Source organism: Streptomyces sp. NPDC094034 (assembly GCF_040303865.1).
Classification (GTDB): Bacteria; Actinomycetota; Actinomycetes; order Streptomycetales; family Streptomycetaceae; genus Streptomyces.
In genome coordinates this window covers 26,240-48,075 of the sequence record NZ_JBEOUD010000055.1, presented here as the reverse complement: position 1 = coordinate 48,075, position 21,836 = coordinate 26,240, and the positions used below count along the sequence as shown (strand labels likewise).

Here is a 21,836-nt window from a genome sequence, read left to right as displayed (position 1 = left end):
GCGGTGCAGTCCTAGACAGCTCCACCACACCGGAGGTCTTCGCCATGATCAAGCACCGGCACGTGTCAACAACGCTCGTGATCAATACAACTAGGGCCTGTGTGATGTCGTGATCAGCCAGTCGCCTTCAGGAGATCGTTGATCCAGATCATCGAGGCACGGAGGTGGAGGCCGGCGAGGTAGCTCTCGGGCGTCTTGTCATATCGAGTCGCGATGCCCCGCCATGCCTTCAGCTTGTTGATCAGGCGCTCGACAGTGTTCCGCTCCTTGTAGAGATCGGTGTCGTGGCGTGTGGGCCGGCCACCCCGGCTGCCTCTCTTCTTCCGGTTTGCGGCCTGGTCCTTCTTCCCCGGGATGACCGCCTTGATGTTGCGTTTCCGCAGGCAAGAGCGGTTGGCGCGGGACGAGTAGGCCTTGTCCGCAGCCACAGCGCCAGGCCGGGTCCGGGGCCGGCCGGCTGGCAGACGGATACGCACCTTCCGCAGCACCGAGACGAACTGCGGGCTGCCAGCAGCCTGTCCCGCGGTCAGCACGAGTGACAACGGACGGCACCGGCGGTCCGCGGCGAGATGAACCTTGCTCGTCAGCCCACCACGGGACCTGCCGAGCAGGGCCTCCTTCAAACGGAGCTCGCGCCGTCGCCTGATGTGCCGCCGCCCTTCCCGCTCGGGATCGTCACCTCCGTCCTGACCGTTCTGTTCCGGCGGGCCGCCCCCCTTTGCCGGGCCCGCTCCTGCTCGGCAGCGGCTTCCTCAAGGGCATCCATGACCTCCTTGCCGATAGCCATCCCCGCGGCGTCGTGGTGGGCACGGGCGGTGGTGGAGTCCACGCTGACCAAGGACAAGTCTGTCCTGCCCTGACGGGCGGCCTCGGCGATCACGCCTTCCAGCAGTGCGGTGAAGACACCGGTGTCCCTCCACACCCGGAAGCGGCCGTAGACCGTCGGCCACGGACCGAACTCGCCGGGCATCTCCCGCCACTGGCTGCTGGAACGAAACCGCCAGATCACCCCCTCGAACTGCTCCCGCAACCGCCCGGGACAGGGGCCGTACTCGCCAATCGGCAGGAACGGCTCGATGAACTCCCACAGCCCGTCGGTAAGTTGCCTGCGCGTCACACCCGCCTTCCTACCGGATCCGCCTCTCCATGCGGATCCGGATCGGCAAGATTGATCACGACATCACACAGGCCCTAGTCCGTCACGGCCTGTCAGTGCCAACTAGCAGGTCACTAGGGCTACCCCTCTGACATCGAAACAACGACTCTCTACTGTCACTCCCCTGCAGACCATCACCCGCTTGACCAGGGATGCGGTCGCCGCCTCCACATCGCCCTCGTGCGCCTCGAGCGCCTCGGCCACGGCCGCCGCGATCGGGCCGGACGGGTCGGCGTCGGACGCGGTCGGCGCACGGCGGCCCGCGGGCGCGGCTTTTACCGGCTTCGCCGTGCGGCCCCCCATCTGTTGGGCGGGGGTGTCGGGTGCGGGGGCTGTAGTGGCGCACTGGGCGGGGTCGAGGTGCTGGGGAAAACCGGCGACCTGGTGGCGGGCAGGCTGCCCACACAGGACACACGACTCAGGCGCAGCCAGAGCTTCGACGTCGTCCATGTCGTCGTCTGCGGCCAGGCCGTCGCCGGCTGCCGGGGACGTTGTGCTCTCGTCCAGTGCGGGCCGGGGCGCGGAGGCTTCGTCTGCGGACTGGGGGACGGATGGTGCGAGTTTCACGGCCAGGCCGTCCAGGAGGTAGGCGTACTTCGTCCTGAGCTCCCCGGAGGGATCCCGGCCTGTCTCCCACCCCGTGACCGTGGAGGAGCTCACTCCGAGGGCCCGGGCCACCTGCGCCTTCGACAGGCCGGCCCGCTCACGCAGCCCGCGGCGTACCTGGGCTTCGGGGAGCGCGGGCTGGGGGGTGAGTGAGGCGAGCAGCGAGTCGATCGCGTCGAAGTCGCTCATCGGTCCGCGGCTCTCAGACGTAGGTGACGGGGTTGCGGGACAGGTGCGGGCTCGGCGTGGGCTGGCCCACGCGCGGGTCACCGCGCAGCAGGTCGCCCTCGAGGGCGTAGCGGGCGCCGTGCTTGGATATCCCGGTGATCCTCGCGACGGCGAGCACCGTGCCGTCGGTGTTGATGACCTGTACCTCGTCCTGGGACAGAGCCCGGTCGGCATTGAACTTCCAGATGCCGCGCCCTGCCTGCCAGGCCTCATCTTCAGACATCCCGGGGCGCCATCCGATCGTGGCGCGTCCCAGACCGTCGCCGGTGCCGGCGGGCCGCTCGGCTCCCAGCCGGATCTGCAGCACCCCGTCCACCCCTCCCGCCATTCAACTCTTTAACTTGTTGTGAAGTTACCAGCACTGGGGTAAGTTCGCAACAAGTTAAAGAGTAATCCGCTCACTCGGCGGACGGACCCGTCCGCCACCACCGAGCCAACCAGGGAAAGCGCACGGCGAAGAACAACGCGGCGTCCGCGAGGGCACCTGCACCTCGTGCGGCACACCCCGTGCCGAGCTGATCCACGTGCGGTTCACCCCCGACGCGGACAACCGCCGCTGCAGCGAATGCGGCGGCGACACACCGCTGGAGTTCCTCGCCTTTGCCCCGCCGAGCGAGGTCACCCACCCCGGCGCCGACCAACCAACCGGCCTGGTGGGGCGGCCCCGCCGTGCCCGGCGCCATCTTCCCCACAGCCGTCGTTCACGCCGCCCGACACACGGCCTGTCGTGCAACCCACCGGCGCTGCCAGGGAGATCACGAAAGGTCAACGGTACGGCCAGGACATCCCCTGTCCGCCGCCCGTGATCGCACGCCACTCGACGGCGGGAACACCGAGGCCGAGGCGCGCGGGAACCGTGCTTCGGGAAGGCCGGACAGCCGGCCCTGGCAGGCCTGAACTGCCGTGATCTCCGCCCAGCTTGGTTGGGTCGAGTCAACTGCACGGGCCGGGACGAGCGGCGGTCGCTCCCACTCCGGTATGGAAGGGACCGCCGCTCGTCCCGCGTATTACTCGATACGGGAGAAACGCCGCGCGGCCGTGAACAGCGCCAGCAGCGTCAGCGCTCCGATCAGCGCGATCTCCAGGGTTACCGACGGCTGCCAACCTCCCCAGTCAAGTCCGGTGCTGGCCCCCAGGTCGGGGAAGAGCGTGCGGCGCAGCGCGTCGACACCGTACGAGAGCGGGTTGGCCAGGACCGCCGCGTTCAGCCAGCCGGGCAGTCCGCTGACCGGGAAAACCGCCCCGGACAGAAAGATCAGCGGCATCATTGTCAGCCCGACCACCGCCTGAAAGGTCTCGATGCGGGTGATGCTCACGGCCGCGAGCGCTCCGAGCGCGGTCAACGCCAGCGTGATCACCAGCAGTTCCAGCAGCAACGGCGCCAGCAGGAACGGGTCGAAGGTGATGCCGAAGAGCGCAGCGAGGAGAAGCATCAGTCCGCCGTAGCTGGTCGCCGCGAGTGCGCCGCCCAGACAGATTCCGGCGATCAGCGCACTGCGGTGCACGGGGGCGACGAGCATCTCGCGGAGGAATCCGGCCCGCCGGTCCCAGACGATCGACACGCCTGTGTTCACCGCGGGCGCAAGGACGACCATGACCAGGACGCCGGGCAGCAGATACGTTCGGTAGTCGGTGTCGTCAGAAGCCGAACCCACCGCGGTGTTCAGCCCGGTGCCCAGCACCACCAGAAACAGAAAGGGCATCAGCAGGCTTATTACGACGGCGAACGGGTTGCGGGAGAGTCGGATGAGTTCACGCTGCGCCATTACCCGGACCGCACGCCGGTTCCGGGCGAACCGGCCGACGCCCGCAACGGGCAGCGGTGTCCACGCCCGGGTGCCAGGATCTGCTTCGGTACGGGTCACGGTGATCCCTTCGCGTCCGGGCCGCCGTCGCCGGTCTCCCGTATGGCGCGGCCGGTGTAGTGCAGAAAGACGTCGTCCAGGGTCGGTGGGGTGACGGACACCGAGTGGACGGGCACGGTGAGTTCAGCGCACAGCCGGGGCACGAACACCGCCGCGTCGGCCACCTGCAACCGGATCCCTCCGGGCCCTGCTTTGCCCCGCAGGGCGAAGTGCTCCTTCAGCGCCTTTACGGCCACTTCGTCGTCACCGGTGCGCAGCAGTAGCGTATCGGTGCCGACGACGGACTTCAGTTCGGCCGGCGCCCCCTCCACGACCAGGCGGCCCCTGTCCATGATGGCGATCCGGTCGCAGTTCTCTGCCTCTTCAAGATGATGCGTTGTCAGGAATATGGTGATTCCGCTTTCTTCGCGCAACTGGTGCAGGTGTTCCCAGATGGCTGCCCGGGTCTGCGGGTCCAGTCCAGTGGTCGGCTCGTCCAGGAACAGCACGCGCGGGTCGTGCAGCAGTCCCCGGACAACCTCCAGCCGTCGCCGCATACCGCCGGAGAAGCTTCGTACCCGGTCCGAGCGCCGCTGGGTCAGGCCTACCAGGTCGAGCATGGCCAGGGTCCTCCGGCGGCCCTCCCGGCTGGGCAGACCGTAGAGGTCCGCGTGGAAACGGAGGTTCTGTTCGGCGGTCAGGTCTGCGTCGAGGGTGGACTCCTGGAAGACCAGTCCGATGCTGCGGCGCACTTCGTCCTGCTCATGGCGTACGTCGTAACCGGCCACGCTGGCCACGCCCTTGGTGGGTCGCAGCAGGGTGCTGAGCATGCCGAGGGACGTGCTCTTGCCGGCGCCGTTGGGACCGAGGAAGCCGAAGATCTCGCCTGCTGGGACCGTGAGGTCGAGTCCCCGGACCACCTCGGCGGTGCCGTAGCTCTTGCTGAGGTCTGCCGTGAGGACTGCTGTTCCGGTGTCTCGGGCCGTCTTCACGGGCGGCTCGGCACAGTGAGCTGGACATGAAAGTGCTTGACCTCTTCGTTGTTCTCGCCGACCGGTCTGCCGTTGACGGCGACCCAGGCGTGCGCTTGGAAAGGCTGGGTACGGACACCGGTGCACCAGTCCGGCCAGAAGCCCTTCGCCCGGCAGAGCAGCACGACGGCGATAGAGCGTTGCAGACAGCGCGGTCCGGCCACCGGCACGCTGACGGACACCACGTCGTTACGGGCGCGCAGCGTTTCGGCCTCGGTCGCGGGACGGGCGCCCCGGCGGGCGAATTCCAGCACGCTGCGCAGCCGTCGCGGCGGGATCTTGGCGAGCACCCTGGCGGTTGCCACCGCGCACAGGGCGGCCGGGCGGCGGCGCCAGGGGGGCGATTCGGGGGTTTCGAGGTTCAGAGCCCGGACACTCATTCAGATCACCAACTTCGCTCTTCGCAACGCCGACACCAACTGCTCCACGTCGGCTGCCGCTTGCGACACGGGGCCGGGAAGCCCCTTGCTCAGCATGGTGGTCGCGGACTCGACCGTTCCGTCCTCCAGGAGGTGGCGCAGGACGAGCGCGCCGGTGTTGTTCAACTGCCAGTAACGGCCGTCCTTCTCGTCCAGCAGGACGAGGCCGTCGTCGGTGTCGGTGGCGGTGACGTGCGGGGCCATGGAGAATGTCATGACACTCCTTGGACGGGCGCGGACGGGACGGATGAGGTGGAGGTGGCGGACACGTCCGGTCCCGTACCGACCGATCGCAGCCAGAGCTCGGTGAGCAGCGTCGGGTCGAAGGGCATCACCGGGCGGGCGTCAGCATGCAGTCCGCGCAGTACGGTGCGGATACCGTCAGGCTCCACCAGGCCCAGCCGGGCCATCCGCGAGTCGTCGAACAACTCCAGCAGCCGTCGCCGGTGACGCCGCAGCCCGATGTACAGCTCCGGACTGGCGTCCCCCTTGCTCTTGCGGTCCAGGAGGTCGTCGGGCGCGATACCGCGCATCGCCGCCGCCAGCACCGGCTTGACCTGGCCGGGCACCAGCCGGTCGGCCAGCCGGACCGACATTGCCGCCGTCAGCACCTGGTCGTCGACGTAGGGAGCCTGGAAGGACATGCCGTATCGCGCGCCGATCCGGGAGGAGGCGCGGATCGCAGTGCCGTTGACCTGGGTCAGCCGCAGCATTTCGTGATGCACCGGCAGCGCGGCGAGTGGTTCGGCGTGCTCCTCGGCAGCCCGGCGGATCATGCGGCGTGCGACGTCGACCGCGTCCGCCGTGGCCCACGGTGGCATCTTCGGGGCGACCTCCCAGTCGATCGAGGTGCCCCAGGCCCGTTCGGCGGCAATGCCGTCGGCGGCGCGGCGCAGCCAGCGCGGATAGGACTCGCTGTGCAGAAGGTTGCGTGCCGTGGTCGCCCATGACCAGCGGCGCATCGACTTCATCGCCCGCACCTGCCGCATCGCGCCCAGCGGGTGACGGCGGACCAATCCGTGCAGGGACAGGGCGCTGGGGAGGAACAGTTCGTCGGAGCCCATGCCCTGCAGATGGAGGGTGGAGCCGTGGCCGGACACCAGTCGCGCGAGATGTTCCATCATCGGCCGCCGGACGAAGGACAGCGGCGCGTCTGCGTCCTGATCGGCAGCCATGGCCGATTCGCTGTACAGCCCCGGTGTGTCGGACATGGGGATCGTCAGATGCCGAGCGCCGGGCAGCTGGGCCGCACAGCGGGTGGCCCAGGCGTGATCCTCGTTCGCTGCGTCCGACGACCTGAGATGCACGGTCACCAGCGGGGCGTCGTGCCGGGCGGCGAGGAAGCACAAGCTGGTCGAGTCCTTGCCGCCCGACAGGTCTGCGCTGATGGTGCCGCCCCGGGCCGTGCGTGCCTCGACCGCGTTCTCCAGTGCCGTGCGGATCGCGGCAGCTCCCTCGGCCACCGGAACCTCCGGGTCCGGAGGTGTCCAGTAGGTCCGGACGCTTGCCCCCTCCTGCCGCATCTCCAGACAACTTCCGGGCGGCAGAGTCCGGACCCCTCGCCACACGGACCGGCTGTTCAGCGGCCACGGAGGGCCGAATGGGGCCAGCAGTTGCAACGCCAGCAGTTCCTCGTCGACACCGGCTCCGGTCATCGATGCCAGAGTCCGCGGACCGTCGGCCGCCACTGTCACACCAGCGACGGCCCCGTAGAAGATCTGGCACGCGTTGGACACGGTCCCCTGCGCCCGCACCTGACCGTCGACCGACGCGATCAGATGGAAGCAGCCGGGCAGCGAACGGACCAGCGTGTCCAGGTCGTACAGCGTGCGTACGGCGCCCAGCCGCTTGGCCAATCGCGCGGCGGTCGCCGTTGTGACGCCGAAGAGTGCCAGCCTGCTCTTTCCAGCCGACGCGAGGACGATGTCCTTGTCGTCCCAGTGCCCGACAATCCATGGCCGGCCCGAGGCGTGTGTCAGCTCCCGTGTCCGTGCCGCCCCCGGTAAGAGCGCCACCGCCCGTCGGCCTTCCGAATAGTCCGGGAGGATCACGAATCCCATGTCTGGTCTCCCCTACAGGGCCGACGCGGCGTTTGGCGCCGCGCTGGCCTCGATCTGCGCACTTGGGTCCGCCGGGTGGGACAGCTGCGCCACCCGAGCGCCGCCCCGGGCCGGAGCTCGGATGCGTCGCGCACCCACCGCTCCGGCCCGGGGCCACTGGGCCCTGACAGGCGTGGTCAGGGTTTTAGAGGTCGAACCAAGCCGAGACCCAGAACGGATTGTCCAGCCACCGGCCGCAGCAGGTGACACGCGTCAGTTCGCTGAACTCGCCGATCTCGATGAGCATCGGCGACTCGTACTCCAGCTCTTCGTCCTTCATGGAAGGCATCTCCTTGTGTGGTGTGAAATGAGGGCCCAGTGAGCTTGTCGCTCGGTGGGCCTGTGAAGGATCCTGTCGAACACATGTGGGTAAGTCGTTGTCTGTTTCCGTGCACCTGTTGACGATTCGCGCACGCGGATCGGCCTGCTCCCGGCAGGCCGAGGAGGCCCATCGCACGGCTCTCGTTCGCGTTGACCCGCAGGATGGCCTGTTCGGCCGCGAGGCGGACTGCTTGGCGCTGAATCTCATCCAGGGCCGCGGCCACCACGCCGGCACCGCCCTTCGCAGGTATGCCGTGCGGCTGTATAGCGCGCCGCCCGAGGCGGCGGCCAAGCAGCGGGGGCTCTGCCCCCACGCAAACAGGCGCTGACCGCCGGAGCCGAGCACGAACCAGACAGCCCACGCGAGTGGATCAACTGGTTCGCGGGCTCGAAGAAGGTGCTCCACGGGCATCACGCTGACCGTCAACCGCACATCAGGTGTGGACGCGGCGGAGAAGCCGTGCGGCGTGCTTACGCCGCCACTTTCGGCTGCGGCGACTACGTCAGCTCCTGACAGGGGGACGCGGCAAGCCTCGACCTTGTCCTCACTGAAGTCCGGGTGCCCCGAGCGGGCCCGCGACCGCGGCTGAGGCGGCGGCGACGGGTCCAAGGAGCGCGCTCAGGGCGACGAGAGCGACGGCAGCTGTGCGTAACAAGACAGCACCTTTCGAAAACACGTGGAGTACGGGTTCCTCAGTAGCGGCTCTGGACCGCCGCCGTGCTGTGACCAGCCGTCACCTCACCCGCGAGGGTGGTAAGTCGCACCGCCCGTCCCCGGATGTCTTCGCGCCAGGCGTCGACGGGACCATGCCTGCTGACGGAGTTCAGTCTCTGGGCTCGGCCAGCCCAATCGCGCCCATCCCAGCCGCCCGGCAGATCGCGTGCTGCGTGGCGAGAATGCTCCACCCGGGGCTGTGCGCGTACGGGTGCCAGGCGTGGCCGCAGTCCGAGCAGACCATGTCCGCGGATTCCCCATCGCCCCGGAACTGGAGCCGCCCCGAATGCGCAGGCAGTGCAGACCATGGTCTCCACGGTCTCCTCCGACGCGATGTCCTCCTCTGTCCGGCGGTGGGCGCCCGCACGAGATCGACACCGATCCGTGCGGCGAGCACGGGGCGATGTGCGCGAAGGACGGTTGACGCCTTGCTGGGCGAGCACGGAAAAGGACAAAGCGTGTGTCCTGGTGCTCATCGGAGTGCGTGCCGACGGCTCCAAGGAACTCGTCGCGGTCAAGGACGGCTACCGTGAATCGGACGAGTCGTGGGCCGACCTGCTGCGGGACCGCGCACACCGGGGCATGCGCGCCCCAATCCTCGCGGTCGGCGACGGGGCCCTGGGTTCCCGGAAGGCCCTGGCGGAGGTGTTCCCCGCCACCCGCGAGCAGAGGTGCCGGGTTCACAAAACCCCAAATGTGCTCGACTCCCTGCCACAGTCCGCGCAGCCGGGCGCGAAGAAGGCCATCCAGGACATCCACAACGCCGAGGACAGACAGAACGCCCAAGCGGCCATCAAGACGCTCGCTCAGCTCTACGGCGCGAAGTTCCCCAAAGCTGTCAAAAAGATCACCGACGACGAGGCCGAACTGCCGGCCTTCTTCGATTTCCCGGCCGAGCACTGGATCCACCTGCGGACCATGAATCCGATCGAGTCCACGTTCGCCACCGTCCGCCTGCGGACCAAGGTCACCCGCGGCGCCGGCTCCCGCACCGCCCGCCCTGGCCATGGTCTTCACACTCGTCGAGTCCGCCCAGCAGCGGTGGCGCGGTGAACGCACCCCACCTCGTCGCCCCCGCCCGCGCCGGAGCCCGCTTCGAGCAAGGCCGCCTTGCCGAACGCCCCGAGCCCCTCGCGGCCTGATCGAAGCCGCGAGGAAGCAGGGCCGACCGCCAGGCGCGGGACTACTCCACGCGGGACTGCTGCCCGGTGCGGGCGCGCAAGGCGTGCGTGAACCACGTGAACACCGGAGCCAGGCTGGGCGGGACAGGCCATCCGTTGATGACGGCGAGCAGGTGCCAGTAGCGTTCCGTACGGGGATCGCCGGCGATCTCCAGGCGCCTCAGCAGCCAGCGGCGCAGGTCGGCGTCGTCGGCGCGGCCGAAGGTCTGCGCGTAGCGGGCGGTGAGGACGTCGACGACTGATGCGGCCTCGGCCGAGGCCGGGGCGATGCCGGCATCGAGCGCGCGGCCGACGCTGTCTCGAACGGTCTCGGTGAGGCCGTGGTGCAAACCGGTGACGTCGCCTTGGGCGCGCTCGGCCGCCTGGTAGTGCGCCATGCGGCGCACGGCCGCGCGGAAGTCGGGATCCTGGGCGAGCTCGGCGAGTTCCACCCAGGCGTCGACCTGCTCAGGTTCTGGGTCGTCGGGCAGTTCGGGCATGGCCGAGCGCATCATCTCGACGAAGTCGGCGTTGGCGTCGAGCCCACCGAACGTGTCGTCGATGAAGTCGGTGATCAAGCGTCGGCGTTCGTTGTCGGAGAGCTTTGCGAGCTTGTGCATGAGGTCCATCTCCTCGGGGCTGGAGCCGCGTTTGGCCACCGCGCGCAGCACTGCGCGCCGCAGTCGCAGAGTGCGGATCTGCACCTCCAGGGCATCGGCGTGTGCGGCCGCGACCTCGGGCACCGAGACCTCCCGGTCCAGCACCTGCCGGATGACGGCAAGGTCGAGCCCCAGGTCGCGCAGGGTGCGCACCAGATCCAGACGTGTGAGCGCGCCGATGTCGTAGAGCCGGTAGCCGGCCGGGCTGCGGTCTGTCGGCGGCACGGTCCCCGTGTCGGAGTAGAACCGGATGGTCTTGACCGTCAGCCCGGTCCGCCGGGCCAGGTCACCGATCGTGAAGAGCGTGTCGCCGTCCATGCCCGCACTCTCGCGTCTCCCCCTACGGGAGACTCAACCTCACTCTCCCCGCTTGGCCACCAATCCACAGATCTTGACAATTACTCGTTGCGCGCGAACTGGTCGCCGTGCGGGAGAACGGCCTGTTCAGCGCCTGCGGCGGCGCGTTCGTGCTGGTCCAGGTCGGCGCGGGCGGGCACGTCGAGGCCGGCGAGTGCGGCGGGGGCGTAGAACTCCAGCCAGTTGGGGTCAGCGCTCTCGCGCGGGCCCCTGTCGGAGAGGGGGCGCGGACGATCGACTTGTCGGCGGCGCTCGCGTCCCCGAGCAGTGCCCACCCGCCGGCCTCGCAGCGCGAACAGGGCCAGCATCTGCGGCGAACCGTAGGTGCGGACCACCGACTGTGCGCCGTGCGCCGCGGCGACCGCCTTGCGGGGTCGGCCGGAGGCTTTGGCCAGCAGCGACAGGCAGCCAGAAGCGTGACCCTCCAGGCTTCGGTCGTCAGCGATCCTCGCGGCGGCCAGGGCCTCGTTGCAGAGCGAGCGGGAGTCGGCGGCCCGCCCCGAGTCGTACGCGAGCCACCCCGCCGCGATCGACAGGTGCCCCGTCGCCGAACACAGCCGTCGCCCGGCCCGGCCGGTGTACGTGCCCTCCCGAAGCCACCCGTAGGCGGTGTGCAGGGCCTCGGCAGCAGCACGGCGCAGCGCGGCGGAGCCGTGGTCGTGGTCGTGCGCGTAGATCCGGCTGACGGCCCGGCCGTTCGGGGTGCCGCTGTCGGCCGAGGCCGATGTGGTCATCGCGAGCACCGCCACCGCGGCGAGCTTTCCGTGATCCTCACATGGGGCAGGAACGACGATTCCGAGACAACGAGTCACACTTCGTGGGAAGTTGATCCGATGGGAATTGCCGGGCCGTGGTGAAACGGAGGCCATGTGACGGAGCCGGAGCCGCAGGAGCCTGATGAGGCGCTGGTCTCGTCGGTCGTCCGGATCAAGGGGCAGAACGGTGAGCCGGTGGGTGCGGGCTTCCTCCTGGCACCGGATGTGGTGCTGACCTGCGCCCATGTGGTGGCGTACGCCTCGGGGGAGAAACACGGCACGGCGAAGGTGGCGGCCGGGACCACGGTCACGCTGGACATGCCGCTGGACGCGGACCTGGCGGGACGTTCTTGGACCGCCGAGGTCGAGCACTGCGTCGAGGAGAGGGATGACCGTACCGGTGATGTCGCGGTCCTGCGTGTACGCGGCGCCCTACCGGGCGGCCGTCCGCTGGCGCTGGCCGAGCCCGCGACCGCCTGGGACAAGAGAGTCGGCGTCGTCGGATTCACGGGACGACGGCCGGGTGGATCCTGGTACTGGGGAGTCCTCGGCGGGCCGACGGAGGAGGGCTGGCGACAGCTCTCCCGGACCGATGAGACCAGGCCCTACATCGAGGAAGGCTTCAGCGGCAGCCCGGTCTGGGATTCCCACGGCCGTGCGGTCGTGGGCCTCGTCGCGGTGACCCAGCGGGGTGCCAACGAGGCCCAGCAGACGTTCGTGATCCGCGCGAGCACGGTGCTGAGGCTCATCCCCGAACTTGAGAAGATCGTGGAACCGCCGTCGCCGTTCCGGAGCCTGAAGACCTTCCAAGAATGCGACGCGGAGGTCTACTTCGGCCGTGAGGACGACAAGGCGAAGGTGACCAGAGCCCTGCTGGGCGGGCGTCCGAGCGTCACCGTGTACGGGCCGTCGGGCTCGGGCAAATCGTCGCTCGCGCTGGCCGGTGTGATGCCCACGATGCGTGAGAAGGGGTACGACGTCCTGGTGGTGGACGCCGGGCCAGTCTCCTCGCCGCTGGCCGCGCTCGCCACCGAACTGTACGAGGCCCATCGCACCGGGCGGCACGGGGCGCGCAACGCCGGTGACGTACAGCAGTGGCTCACGGATCTGGGGCTCGTGGACACCCTTCACCGCCTTCGTGGGAAGTCGGGCGGCAAGCTCCTCGTCGTACTCGACCAGGCCGAAGCTCTGCTCGCCGGCAAGGACACCGAGGTCGCCCAGGTGGTCGATGTGCTCTTCCCGGAGAAACGGCCGACCGGCGCGCCCAGCGTCCTGGTCACACTCCGGGCCGACTTCATCGACGCCGCCCTCAGACACCCGAGCCTCGGTCCCGCGCTGCAGCGCGGAGAGACCCTCCCGCTGACGCCGATGTCCCGCAAGCAGCTCACTGATGTGATCACCAAGCCGCTGCGTGACCTCCCGGGCATCGCCGTGACCTACGAACCAGGACTCGCCGAAAGGATCCTGGACGACGCCGGCAGCGAAACGGGGACACTGCCGCTCCTCGGTTTCGTCCTGGAAAAGCTGTGGAAGAGCAAGGAAGGCGGCCGGCTCCGGACCGCGGCCTACGAGGCGGCTGGCGGTGTCCCCGGCGCGCTGGCAGGCCACGCCGCGCAGGCCTGGGACCAGTGCGTCACAGACGAAGAGAAACAGAAGGACGGCGAAGCGAGCCGACTGCTCACCGGCCTCGTCCGGGTACTGCCCGGCAGCCCCCATCCACTGCGTCGCAGGCTCACCCGGCAGGAAGCGGGCGACAAACGATGGGACATCGCGATCCGGCTCACCGGCCCCGAGCACCGACTACTCGTCGTCCACGGCGGACAAGAAGAACCAGAGTCCGTCGAACTAGCCCATGAAGCACTGGTCACCGAATGGCCGGCCCTGCAGGAGCAGGTACGATCCGACAGCGAGTTCCTGGCGGCTCGGTGGGAACTCGCCCATGAGCGTGAGCGGTGGGCCGACGGGGACAAGGCGGCAGGGCTGTTACCTGGGGGGCTCCAACTCGCCGGTCTGGAACGGCACGTGAAAGACCGGGAGCACGAACTCGACCCAGACGAACGGGACTTCCTCCACCTCACACGTCAGCGCCACCGCGCGAGACGGAACCGGCTGCGCGCCGCGTGGACCGCGACCGCCGTGGTGCTCGCGGTGATCGCCGGGCTGGGTACGTTCCTCGTCTACCAGGGGCAGGTCAGCGAACGGCGGGACGCGGAGGCACGCTCCCGGGCGATGGCCGTCCTCGCGGGCCAACTGGACAGGAGTGATCCGGGACAGGCCGCACTCGTCGCCGTGGCGGCTTACGAGATCGCGCCGACGCAGGAGGCCCGCAACGCCGTGCTGCGCGGATACGACCGGTTCAAGCGAGCCGACTGGGTGCTCAGCGGCACCGAGGGGAAGATCGTCGATATGGCGATGAGCACCGACGGCACGGTGACTCTGGCGACGACCCAGCTCGGGCGCGCGTCACTATTTGTCCGCAGAGCCGGGAAGAGCGTCATGAGTACGCGGCTTCGTCTCCATGAGATGGCCTTCCGCCCCATGGTCAGCAGGGACGGGCGGCGTATCGCCTATACGTCGGGGGCAGGCGCGCTGGTATGGCACGACCTCGATCCGGAGGCGGACAGTACGGCGGAACTGCTGGGGCCAGCACATACGATCCGTAACGGCGAGTTCCGGGACAGGGCTGAGGAACAGGGGCACAGCAGCGATCAGGTCCACACCGCGGACTTCTCTCCGGACGCCCGGCGAATGGTCACGGTGGCACCCGACGGGCGGCTGCGGCTGTGGGATCTGGAGACGGGACGGCATGAGGGACTTCCCTCGCGGCTGCCCGCATTCGAGGCCGTGTGGTTCGGATCCAACAGCGACACGCTGGTGACCCAGCGGCGCAAAGCCGACGAATACGCGTTCGCGGCGGTGAACACCGGTACCGGCAAGATCCGCGAGCTGACGACCGACGTAGGGGACTTCAGTCCCACCGACGGCGTTTACAGCGCTCCCGCGGTCAGTCTCTCGGGCGACGGTGGGGTGCTGGCCTGGTGCAGGGTGGAACCTGACAAGGACGGCTTCAACAACGCTGTATACCGTTTCGTGCGCGTGCGTGACGGGCGGGTACTGAACCGCTACAGCAGCGATTCGTATGGCTGCGACGGTGTCTCCATGAACGAGTCGGGGCAGCGTTTCGCGGTATACGGCCGCGAGTGGGTGCTCGGTGACAATCGACAAGGCGGAGGAGAAAAGAAGGCGAACGGGTCGAAGCCGGCCAATTTCAGCAACCGGCTCCTCGGGGATTCGGCCCATCCCGTAGTCACCACCTGGGACGAGACGACGGTGACGGGACTGTCCCTGCAACCGATCAACGGCAGTGAATACCACATGGTCGCCAGCAGCCCCGTGCTGATCGACGACGGTCGCATTCAGGTGGCCCAGGTGACCCAGACCAGAGGCTCCTCCGGCCTCACCGCTGAAAAGCTCGTGCTCTACGACGTGGTGACCGACGAGGTGACGACCGAGGTGAAGCGGCCCACGACGGATGCGCCTGAAGACCCCCATCCCGCCAACGTGCTGGCGGTGAACGAGAGGGAGACTCTGGTAGCCGACGTGGTGGGACGCAACAAGATCCTTGTCCGGAGCCTTCCGTCCCTGCGCGAGGTTGCGGAGATCACCACGCTCACGCCCCCTGTCCGTAAGGATGGGGAGACGGAGCCGCTGTCGCTCTTCTTCGCGAGAGAAAACGAACTGATCACGCGGTCCGGCAGCCGGATCGAGCGATGGAACGCCAGGGAGGGTCGACGGCTCTCACAACCGGTGGACGCGCGTGGCCTCGGGCTCGCCAGAGAGAACCCACCGCTGTACACCTCGGAGGAGAAACCCCTCGACTCCGGCTTCGCAGTGAACAGGCGCCCCGAGCCGGGATACGTACAGATCATGGTCCGGGGTTACCCGACACTGCACGCCATCGATCTGCGCACAGGCAAGGAGGACAAGGCGCTGAGTGTCAGCCTCGCGCCGGACAACGACCGCGCGTTCCTCGACAGCAGTGGGCGATATGCGGCCGCGAAGACGAAGGGGGCCATGCTGGAGCTATGGTCGGTGCGGCCGGGACGAGAGGCCCACAGAGTGGTGGGTCCGCTAGGGCCAGTGGGAGCGAACGACGTGTCCTGGGGGGATGGGTTCCATCTCGGCTTCACCGGCCACGGGACCGAGTTCTTCGTGGCCAACGGGAACTCCGTGCGTTTCCAGCGGGCGGACGACCCCAGCCACTTCGACTCCTACGACTTCACGGAGGATCAGCATTTCGTCGCCGCGAGCAGGGACGGCAAGACGTTGATCCGGGTCGTCGACGGCCGCGGGGACCTGATCCGCCTCGATCCCGACCTCTGGGAACGGCACCTGTGCGACGTCGTCGACCGTAACCTCACTCAGGACGAACGCCGTGGCATGCCCGGCGGCCTCCCGGACCGGATCTGCCCCTGAACACGGGCAACCAGGGCGGGTCTCACCAGCTCACCGCCACCGGTCCGGGGCCGGCTTCCTCGCGCTGGGGCAGGCACGGCGGCGGCCAGGCCGGGTCCCAGCGCCAGGACGCCCACCGGTCGGCGTCCGCGAACGGTCCGGCCCGCTCGTCGAGCAGGCCAAGGACCTGGGCGCGGGCGAGCTCCACCGCCCGGTGCTCGGCGTCGGTAACAATGCCCAGGCGCCGGACGTGAGCGTACTCGTCCTCGTCCTTCCACGTGAGGGTGCTCAGGTCGGCGTCGATGACAAGGTCGACGGTCAGGTCGAAGGTGTCGAACCCGGCCCCGGTACGGCGCGCGGGGCGCTCGAAGTTGACGTACCAGTTCCTCAGCCGGCGCCCGTCACCGTCAGGGACGAAGAACGCGTTGATACTGAACCAGGCCGCCGACGGCTTCCACAGCAGCAGGTCGGTCTCCTGCCACACCGCCGCCGCCAGCTCCCACCGGCCGCTCGCCATCGCCTCGAACGCCTCCGTGCGCAACGAACGGTCCCCGTCCGTACGGGCCTTCGCGTACAGGGCGGGCCACCGGGCCTGCGCACCGGGCGCGCAGGCGGTCACCAGCGCCTGGTCTGTATCGGCGACGACACGCAGCGCGTGTTCGGTCCACACCCGGCCGCTGCGGTGCACCTCGCGCCGCACGACCGTCTGCCCTGCCTCGAAGGCGTACACCGTCTCCTCCTCCGTCCCGGCCGGGATACCCGGCACGACAACAGCTCAGCGCGATCCCGGCCCCAGGGCAAGCCGCCGCACAGCGGCTTGCCCAGGACCACCTTGCGCTTGCCCAGGCCAGATACAGAAGCCCGAGCACCAGCGGCCGGCCCCCACGGTGATCTGCTTGGAGGAGATCCGCGACAACCTCGTTGCCCGCATCGCCGAGGCCGAGCGCGAGGGCTGACTCGGCGAGGTCGAAGGACTCCGGGTCAGCCTGGCCGGCGCCGAGGACAAACTCGCGCAGATCACGAGACGCACGGCCCGGGCGTTGGCCGACCTCCAGATCCCGACGCTCCGGAGGGAGCCCTGGGCACGCACGAAAGCGTCGGCGGGACGAAGCATCGAGATTTCCTCAGGAGGTGTCCCTGGTCCTTCGCCGTGAAACGCGCTAGGCGAGCACCCATTGGGGCGGGTGTCCGGGGTCGGCCGGGCAGGCGAAAACGTGCAGGTCTCGGTCCCGGCCGAAGCGGAGCCAAGTGGGTCGGGCAACGGATGGGCCACCCCGGATCGATGCCTTCCCCCTCAGGGTTGGGTCTCGGTCCTCCAGCGGCACCCAGCTGTGCGAGCCGGCGTCCATCTCGTAGCCCTCGGCCGTCAGCAGCAGTCGCATGGGGATTGCGCAGGACGCGCAGTCGATGGCCATCGGGCCCGTCGACGCCCAACTGGGGTAGCCGCCGACGCGCCAGCCGGGAGGGATCGACAGGTCGTACTGGTAGCTGGGGGCATCGGGGCCGTGTTCCGCTACCTGGGCATCGTCCCACGCGTCGATACGCGCGATCAGCGAGGCGGGCAGCGTGCCGTCCTCCGCCCAGGGATAGGTGTCCACCTCTTCCGGGTGCAGGACACACGGCTCGGGGAGTTCGTGCTCCCATCGAAGCAGGGGCGCTTCGGGCGGAGCGGCGAGGAAGCGTTCCGCGCGCTCCGTCTGCCCTGCCTGTCGCCACCGCAGGCGGTGGAGGCGCTCCAGGTAGGGACCATGGGTGAAGGGGCAGCGGAAGAGCTGCACCAGGTCCGCACCGCTGGGCCCGCAGGCAAGACCGGGGATGTCACGGCGGAAGAACTGGGCCAGCCCCACGAAGGGCACCGGACCGTCCTTTTCGGCAGTTCCCGCGAGGGGCCATGGCCGGCTCGGCGACCAGACGCCTGCGGCCCGGGCGCTGCGGATCTCCCCCGGTGCGTACCCCCTCCCGGTCTCGCGCTGGTGCGGCTCGTGGCAGAGCGGCCATGGTTCGCCGTCCGGCCACAGCATCGGCCCGCCGACGTGGCTGTCATGCATGCCGGGCCGCCCCGGTCTGGGGTGCAACCGGGTCGTCCGGGCCCGGTACGGGGCCAGCTCCGGGAACACGGCCTCCACGGACACCGGTCTGGCCGGCGTGGTCCTCGTCATGCGCAGACCGTACGCGGCCGGGAAAAGGCCACGCGAACGGATTGCCGCGATCCCGGTGCAGCATCCCGACCGACGACCGAACCTCGGCTGTCGCCCTCACCTCGTAGTGAGGCCCAACTCGCGCCATGCGAGAGCCGGCATCCGGTCGGGTCTGCGGCAGCAGCTGCACGTCCCGATAACGGTGGTTCGGGGTGGCGGCAGGCGGCTGACCCGAGTGGTGCCGGCGGCGGCTTCGCGGAGCCCGATGATTTCTTCGTGCTGGGCGGCGAGCCGAGCCAGGGCCCGGCCGCGGAAGTCGGTGAGTGCTTCGACCGTCTGCTCCTCCGGGGCGCGAGGCATACCCTTCCGTTGTAGCGACAACGAGCCCTGTGGGGGTGGCCGTTGGCCGGGCGGAGAGGCGAGGTGCTCACAGCCTCCGCCATACGCGGGGAACGCGACGCCCAAGTCCGCCGCTCCGGCTTCGGCGCCGGATCACCACCGGCGGCGGGTATCGGGGGGTGCTGGCCATGCTGAAGGATCTCCCGTCTCGTCCATCCAGACCAACCCCGCAAAGCAGGTGCCTCAGCCGAGACCGCCAGAGAGGGGGCTCTCAGGCGTCCTTGGCACAGACGACGTTGACGTAACCGGCGTTCCTGATGTTGAAGTTCGGGGAGCCGGAGTGCCTGCGCACCTGCACCCGCCAGCCACGGGGCACCGTGTCGCCCTGCTCGAACGCCGGACCGGAGGTGGTCGTGTACACGTACTCGGTCGCCAGCGCGAACCCTCCGCCCGTCGCATGCCAGCCCTTGCGGCACAGCACGCTCGCCTCACCCACCATCTTGCCCTCGGCGACCGTGATCTGGGCCCGGTCCGCGTAGGAACTCTCCGCAGGCGCGGCGCCCGCCTCCCCCTGTGCGAGAGCGCACACAGCCACCGCACACACCGCCGTCGCCATGACCCGCCGCACCACCGCTGAATTCAGCGTCATCATCCGATCCCCTTCGCGCACACGCAGTCGGCTCCGGCGCCGGCACGGCACCGGTCGCTGTCTCCAACAGCCCAACGAGACCTGCACCGCTATCGCCACGGCGCCGGTTCGGGCGTCACTCGAAGGTGTCCAGACAAGGAGATGCGGGAGCGACTCCACTTCGAGATGCCCGCCGAGACCATGCTCGTGATCGCCGGTTCCCGCTCCGGTCTCCGAGGGGGTACGCCTCCCGTAGCCGCGACTGCATCCACAAGCTGATCGACATCGAGACCGCGAAGGGCCGTCATCAGCACTGTCCCCCATCTTCACCACGATCTCGTCGGCGCGGCGCGCCATCAAAACCGCAGCCAGCGCACTGCGGTTCTCCGGCACTGTCATCACCGGGTTCATGCCGGGAAGTTCCGCTTCGGTCACGGTGTGATGTGGCGGTAGCTGACGACTGTGGACGGGCTGGGGAGTTTCGCGGTGGTGACGGTACGGCCGGTGCCGGGGGCATGGATGACCTTGCCGTCGCCGATATAGAGCTGAACGTGCCCGCCCTTGTTGCTGATGATCAGGTCGCCGGGTACCAGGTCGGCGCGGGTGGTGGCTTTGCCGGCCTTCACCTGGCCCCACGTGGTGCGGGGGAGTTTCACCCCGGCTTTCTCCCAGGCCCGCATCACCAGACCTGAGCAGTCGTAACCGCGCGGGCCGGTGCCGCCCCAGATGTAGGGCTTGCCGAGCTGGTCCCGCGCGAAGGCGACGACCGCCTTCGCCCCCGCCTTCGGTGCCGTCTTCGGTGCCGTCTTCGGTGCCGTCTTGGGTGCCTTCTTCTTCCGCGGGTCGGACTTCGACGGGTCGGACTTCGGCTGATCGGACTTGGGCGCATCCGACTTCGGCTGATCCGACGTGGGCTGATCCGACGTGGGCTGATCGGCCTCCGGGAGTTCCGTCTCCGGCAGATCCAGTTGACCTGGCGCGGAGGGCGGGCTGCCGGGGACGCGCAGGGTGTCGTCCGCGTAGATGAGTGTCGAGGTGCCCAGATCGTTCAGCTCCTGGAGGACCTTGACGCTCGTACTGTGAGCGCCGGCCAGGGCGTAGAGCGTGTCGCCGGGGCGCAGGGTGACCTTCTCGACGGCCGTGTTGCCGGACGCGGCCGGGATGGCCGGCTTCTCCGACGAGGAGTGAGGCGCGGGCGGGGACGGCTCTTCCACGACTGTCGCTGGGGGTGGGGCCGATGTGGCCGGGGAGCTGTGCACACCGATGACCGCGCCCAGAAGGACGGAGGCGATGCCGGTCACGAGCACGGTGACCGCAGCCACCGCCAGCTTCGGCACCAGGCGTACGAAGGCCCTGGTGCGTGTGGGCCGGGCATGCCGCCCGCGGGGCACCGTGCGCGGCTTCCTGATCCGCGGGGCGGGGCTTTCTTTTCTGAGCATCGTGGCCTCCTCCGGGCCCCGGCGCGGCGCCCTGCCGGAAGCCTTTTGGAGCCGGTGAGAGGCAGGCAAGAGCCTTTGCCGTCCTGGACAGTCCGGGTCTGTCCAGGACGGCATACCGCTCGTGTCCGCAGGCATTCAGACGCCCTGTGACCTGCACAGACAGTTGCGGACTGTCTCGGACTTCACAGGTCATTGCCGATGCGGCGGACCACCCCGACTCTGGTCCTGGGCCAGTCGCAGCCCGTAGCGCTTTCCTTCTGGTGCTGCCTCAGCGCGGCTGAGTTCTCCGTCACCTGCCGGTGCTGTCCTGCCCGGTCGTCTCGGGCTACCGGACCGGCCCCCTTTCCTCTTTCATCCGATCAGGAGTCAGCAATGCGTCTTGCACGCGTTCACAGGGCCCGCCTCGTGGTGGTCACCGCGGTCGTGGGTCTGATGGCCGGCATGGTCGCCGCCCTGAGCACCGCCCAGGCCAACGAGGAGTCAGCGGAGTGCAGGCTCCGGCACGTCAAGGTCTACCCGGGCGACGAGATGCCTCCGTCCTGGCGCTACGGAGAGGTGGACTTCCAGGTCACTGTCTGCCCCGACGAAGACGCCTCCGAATGGGGCACCCAGGCCATCGCCATCACCAACAAGACCGGTTCCGCAGTCGGCTACCTGCTTGAGTCGGCCGACCTGAAGGTCGTGGCGTCAGGCGAGAACAAGCGGACCCGCAACGCCAGCTACTCGGGCAGCTTCGTCGTGCGGGACTGCCTTCCCTATGTCGAATGGCCCTGTGCGCGGACCTTCAAGATCGAAGTGGGCTTCGCCCTTACCGCCGACAAGAAGGACGGCCAGGTACGGCTCGTCTACGGCGGCGCCATCAACAGCACCGTCCCGAGCGCCATGACGGTCTACCGCACACCGTGACCCCACCCGGCCCCACTCCATCCGCTGTCGATCCGTGCAAAGGAAACCCAGTGAAACTGAAGCGCATCGCCACCGTCACCGCCACCTGCGGTCTCATCGCGGGGGCCCTGGTCACCGCGACCATGGCACAGGGAACGGCGGCACCCGCCCAGCGGGCCGCGGCCTGCCAGAACGTCAACGTCACCCTGTATCCCGGCAGCCAGCTCACCCCCCGCTACGGGGAATGGAGCATCGACGCACTGGTCTGCCCCACGAAAAAGCCCAGCAGCTGGAAGACACAGACCAGCGTCGAACTAAACGCAACAGCCAGCAACCTGGCCATGACCGTTCTCGACGAGCCAGTGCTGAGCATCGCTGAGACCGGCAGCAACCAGTGGAACAACTACGCCCGGTACGAAGCGACCTTCAAGTCACAAAGCTGCACTCCCAAGGTTGGCTGGCCCTGCTGGAGCACCAACACCTGGAGGGTATGGCTCACCATCACCGCGGACAAGAACACCCACGAAGTGAAGACCTACCTCCAGAAGAAGGAAATACCCCCCACGTTCGGGCTCTGGTCAACCCCCTGACACCGCGCAGGC

At 68.8% G+C, this 21,836-nt stretch carries 17 protein-coding genes and 2 pseudogenes; 4 read left to right on the top strand and 15 right to left on the bottom strand.

Going from position 1 to position 21,836, the window contains the following annotated elements:
* Positions 1–113: 113 nt before the first annotated feature.
* The 9 genes and pseudogenes from ABTZ59_RS32960 to ABTZ59_RS32920 form a co-directional block, all read right to left on the bottom strand.
* A pseudogene (locus tag ABTZ59_RS32960) lies at positions 114–1,117 on the bottom strand (IS5 family transposase).
* A gap of 102 nt (positions 1,118–1,219) precedes the next feature.
* Entirely contained in the window at positions 1,220–1,951 is a 732-nt protein-coding gene (locus ABTZ59_RS32955; RefSeq protein WP_351422492.1) for a helix-turn-helix transcriptional regulator, read from the bottom strand.
* A gap of 13 nt (positions 1,952–1,964) precedes the next feature.
* A complete protein-coding gene (locus ABTZ59_RS32950) occupies positions 1,965–2,213 on the bottom strand; it encodes a hypothetical protein (RefSeq protein WP_351422486.1) in 249 nt (82 codons plus the stop codon).
* Between the two features lie 784 nt (positions 2,214–2,997).
* On the bottom strand, positions 2,998–3,756 hold the full coding sequence (locus ABTZ59_RS32945) for an ABC transporter permease (RefSeq protein WP_351422483.1): 759 nt from the start codon (positions 3,754–3,756) through the stop codon (positions 2,998–3,000).
* Between the two features lie 95 nt (positions 3,757–3,851).
* On the bottom strand, positions 3,852–4,826 hold the full coding sequence (locus tag ABTZ59_RS32940; RefSeq protein WP_351422471.1) for an ATP-binding cassette domain-containing protein: 975 nt from the start codon (positions 4,824–4,826) through the stop codon (positions 3,852–3,854).
* Positions 4,823–5,245, bottom strand: coding sequence for a lasso peptide biosynthesis B2 protein (locus ABTZ59_RS32935; RefSeq protein WP_351422457.1), 423 nt, complete (start codon positions 5,243–5,245; stop codon positions 4,823–4,825). The genes ABTZ59_RS32940 and ABTZ59_RS32935 overlap by 4 nt, the downstream gene beginning before the upstream one ends.
* A complete protein-coding gene (locus tag ABTZ59_RS32930) occupies positions 5,246–5,500 on the bottom strand; it encodes a lasso peptide biosynthesis PqqD family chaperone (protein WP_351422453.1) in 255 nt (84 codons plus the stop codon). It lies immediately after the preceding gene.
* On the bottom strand, positions 5,497–7,344 hold the full coding sequence (locus ABTZ59_RS32925; RefSeq protein WP_351422450.1) for an asparagine synthase-related protein: 1,848 nt from the start codon (positions 7,342–7,344) through the stop codon (positions 5,497–5,499). The genes ABTZ59_RS32930 and ABTZ59_RS32925 overlap by 4 nt, the downstream gene beginning before the upstream one ends.
* 184 nt (positions 7,345–7,528) lie before the next feature.
* Positions 7,529–7,663 (bottom strand): lasso RiPP family leader peptide-containing protein, encoded by a 135-nt coding sequence (locus tag ABTZ59_RS32920; protein ID WP_351422436.1) that lies wholly within the window; start codon positions 7,661–7,663, stop codon positions 7,529–7,531.
* Between the two features lie 1,200 nt (positions 7,664–8,863).
* Here ABTZ59_RS32920 and ABTZ59_RS32915 point away from each other — a divergent pair.
* A pseudogene (locus ABTZ59_RS32915) lies at positions 8,864–9,561 on the top strand (IS256 family transposase); the annotation flags it as partial.
* A 41-nt stretch (positions 9,562–9,602) separates the two neighbouring features.
* Here the strand turns inward: ABTZ59_RS32915 and ABTZ59_RS32910 are convergent.
* Positions 9,603–10,556, bottom strand: coding sequence for a MerR family transcriptional regulator (locus ABTZ59_RS32910; protein ID WP_351422425.1), 954 nt, complete (start codon positions 10,554–10,556; stop codon positions 9,603–9,605).
* An 80-nt stretch (positions 10,557–10,636) separates the two neighbouring features.
* Complete coding sequence (locus ABTZ59_RS32905) at positions 10,637–11,329, bottom strand: NsdA family TPR-like regulatory protein (protein ID WP_351422422.1); 693 nt, start codon at positions 11,327–11,329, stop codon at positions 10,637–10,639.
* Between the two features lie 135 nt (positions 11,330–11,464).
* Between ABTZ59_RS32905 and ABTZ59_RS32900 the strand changes: the two genes are divergently transcribed.
* Positions 11,465–15,826, top strand: a complete 4,362-nt coding sequence (locus tag ABTZ59_RS32900; RefSeq protein WP_351422417.1) for an nSTAND1 domain-containing NTPase — start codon at positions 11,465–11,467, stop codon at positions 15,824–15,826.
* 22 nt (positions 15,827–15,848) lie between these two features.
* Here the strand turns inward: ABTZ59_RS32900 and ABTZ59_RS32895 are convergent, their stop codons facing one another.
* The 4 genes from ABTZ59_RS32895 to ABTZ59_RS32880 all read right to left on the bottom strand — a co-directional run bounded on the left by ABTZ59_RS32895 (position 15,849) and on the right by ABTZ59_RS32880 (position 20,349).
* A complete protein-coding gene (locus ABTZ59_RS32895) occupies positions 15,849–16,571 on the bottom strand; it encodes a ribonuclease FAU-1 family protein (protein WP_351422411.1) in 723 nt (240 codons plus the stop codon).
* Positions 16,572–16,965: 394 nt separating this feature from the next.
* Complete coding sequence (locus ABTZ59_RS32890; protein ID WP_351422514.1) at positions 16,966–17,937, bottom strand: hypothetical protein; 972 nt, start codon at positions 17,935–17,937, stop codon at positions 16,966–16,968.
* 616 nt (positions 17,938–18,553) lie between these two features.
* Entirely contained in the window at positions 18,554–18,931 is a 378-nt protein-coding gene (locus ABTZ59_RS32885) for a hypothetical protein (RefSeq protein ID WP_351422406.1), read from the bottom strand.
* 410 nt (positions 18,932–19,341) lie between these two features.
* Complete coding sequence (locus ABTZ59_RS32880) at positions 19,342–20,349, bottom strand: C40 family peptidase (RefSeq protein WP_351422403.1); 1,008 nt, start codon at positions 20,347–20,349, stop codon at positions 19,342–19,344.
* Between the two features lie 372 nt (positions 20,350–20,721).
* On the opposite strand from ABTZ59_RS32880, the gene ABTZ59_RS32875 reads away from it, so the two are divergent.
* Together ABTZ59_RS32875 and ABTZ59_RS32870 are read left to right on the top strand one after the other, a co-directional pair.
* Positions 20,722–21,255, top strand: coding sequence for a hypothetical protein (locus ABTZ59_RS32875; protein WP_351422398.1), 534 nt, complete (start codon positions 20,722–20,724; stop codon positions 21,253–21,255).
* A gap of 50 nt (positions 21,256–21,305) precedes the next feature.
* Entirely contained in the window at positions 21,306–21,824 is a 519-nt protein-coding gene (locus tag ABTZ59_RS32870; protein ID WP_351422395.1) for a hypothetical protein, read from the top strand.
* Positions 21,825–21,836 lie beyond the last annotated feature (12 nt).

Excerpts from the sequence above, each read along its gene's own strand:
- ABTZ59_RS32885 (WP_351422406.1), bottom strand. The coding sequence starts at position 18,931 with ATGACGCTGAATTCAGCGGTGGTGCGGCGGGTCATGGCGACGGCGGTG.
- ABTZ59_RS32950 (WP_351422486.1), bottom strand. The coding sequence starts at position 2,213 with ATGTCTGAAGATGAGGCCTGGCAGGCAGGGCGCGGCATCTGGAAGTTC.
- ABTZ59_RS32920 (WP_351422436.1), bottom strand. The coding sequence starts at position 7,663 with ATGAAGGACGAAGAGCTGGAGTACGAGTCGCCGATGCTCATCGAGATC.
- ABTZ59_RS32905 (WP_351422422.1), bottom strand. The coding sequence starts at position 11,329 with ATGACCACATCGGCCTCGGCCGACAGCGGCACCCCGAACGGCCGGGCC.
- ABTZ59_RS32955 (WP_351422492.1), bottom strand. The coding sequence starts at position 1,951 with ATGAGCGACTTCGACGCGATCGACTCGCTGCTCGCCTCACTCACCCCC.
- ABTZ59_RS32875 (WP_351422398.1), top strand. The coding sequence starts at position 20,722 with ATGCGTCTTGCACGCGTTCACAGGGCCCGCCTCGTGGTGGTCACCGCG.
- ABTZ59_RS32925 (WP_351422450.1), bottom strand. The coding sequence starts at position 7,344 with ATGGGATTCGTGATCCTCCCGGACTATTCGGAAGGCCGACGGGCGGTG.
- ABTZ59_RS32930 (WP_351422453.1), bottom strand. The coding sequence starts at position 5,500 with ATGACATTCTCCATGGCCCCGCACGTCACCGCCACCGACACCGACGAC.
- ABTZ59_RS32945 (WP_351422483.1), bottom strand. The coding sequence starts at position 3,756 with ATGGCGCAGCGTGAACTCATCCGACTCTCCCGCAACCCGTTCGCCGTC.
- ABTZ59_RS32935 (WP_351422457.1), bottom strand. The coding sequence starts at position 5,245 with ATGAGTGTCCGGGCTCTGAACCTCGAAACCCCCGAATCGCCCCCCTGG.
- ABTZ59_RS32910 (WP_351422425.1), bottom strand. The coding sequence starts at position 10,556 with ATGGACGGCGACACGCTCTTCACGATCGGTGACCTGGCCCGGCGGACC.
- ABTZ59_RS32880 (WP_351422403.1), bottom strand. The coding sequence starts at position 20,349 with ATGCTCAGAAAAGAAAGCCCCGCCCCGCGGATCAGGAAGCCGCGCACG.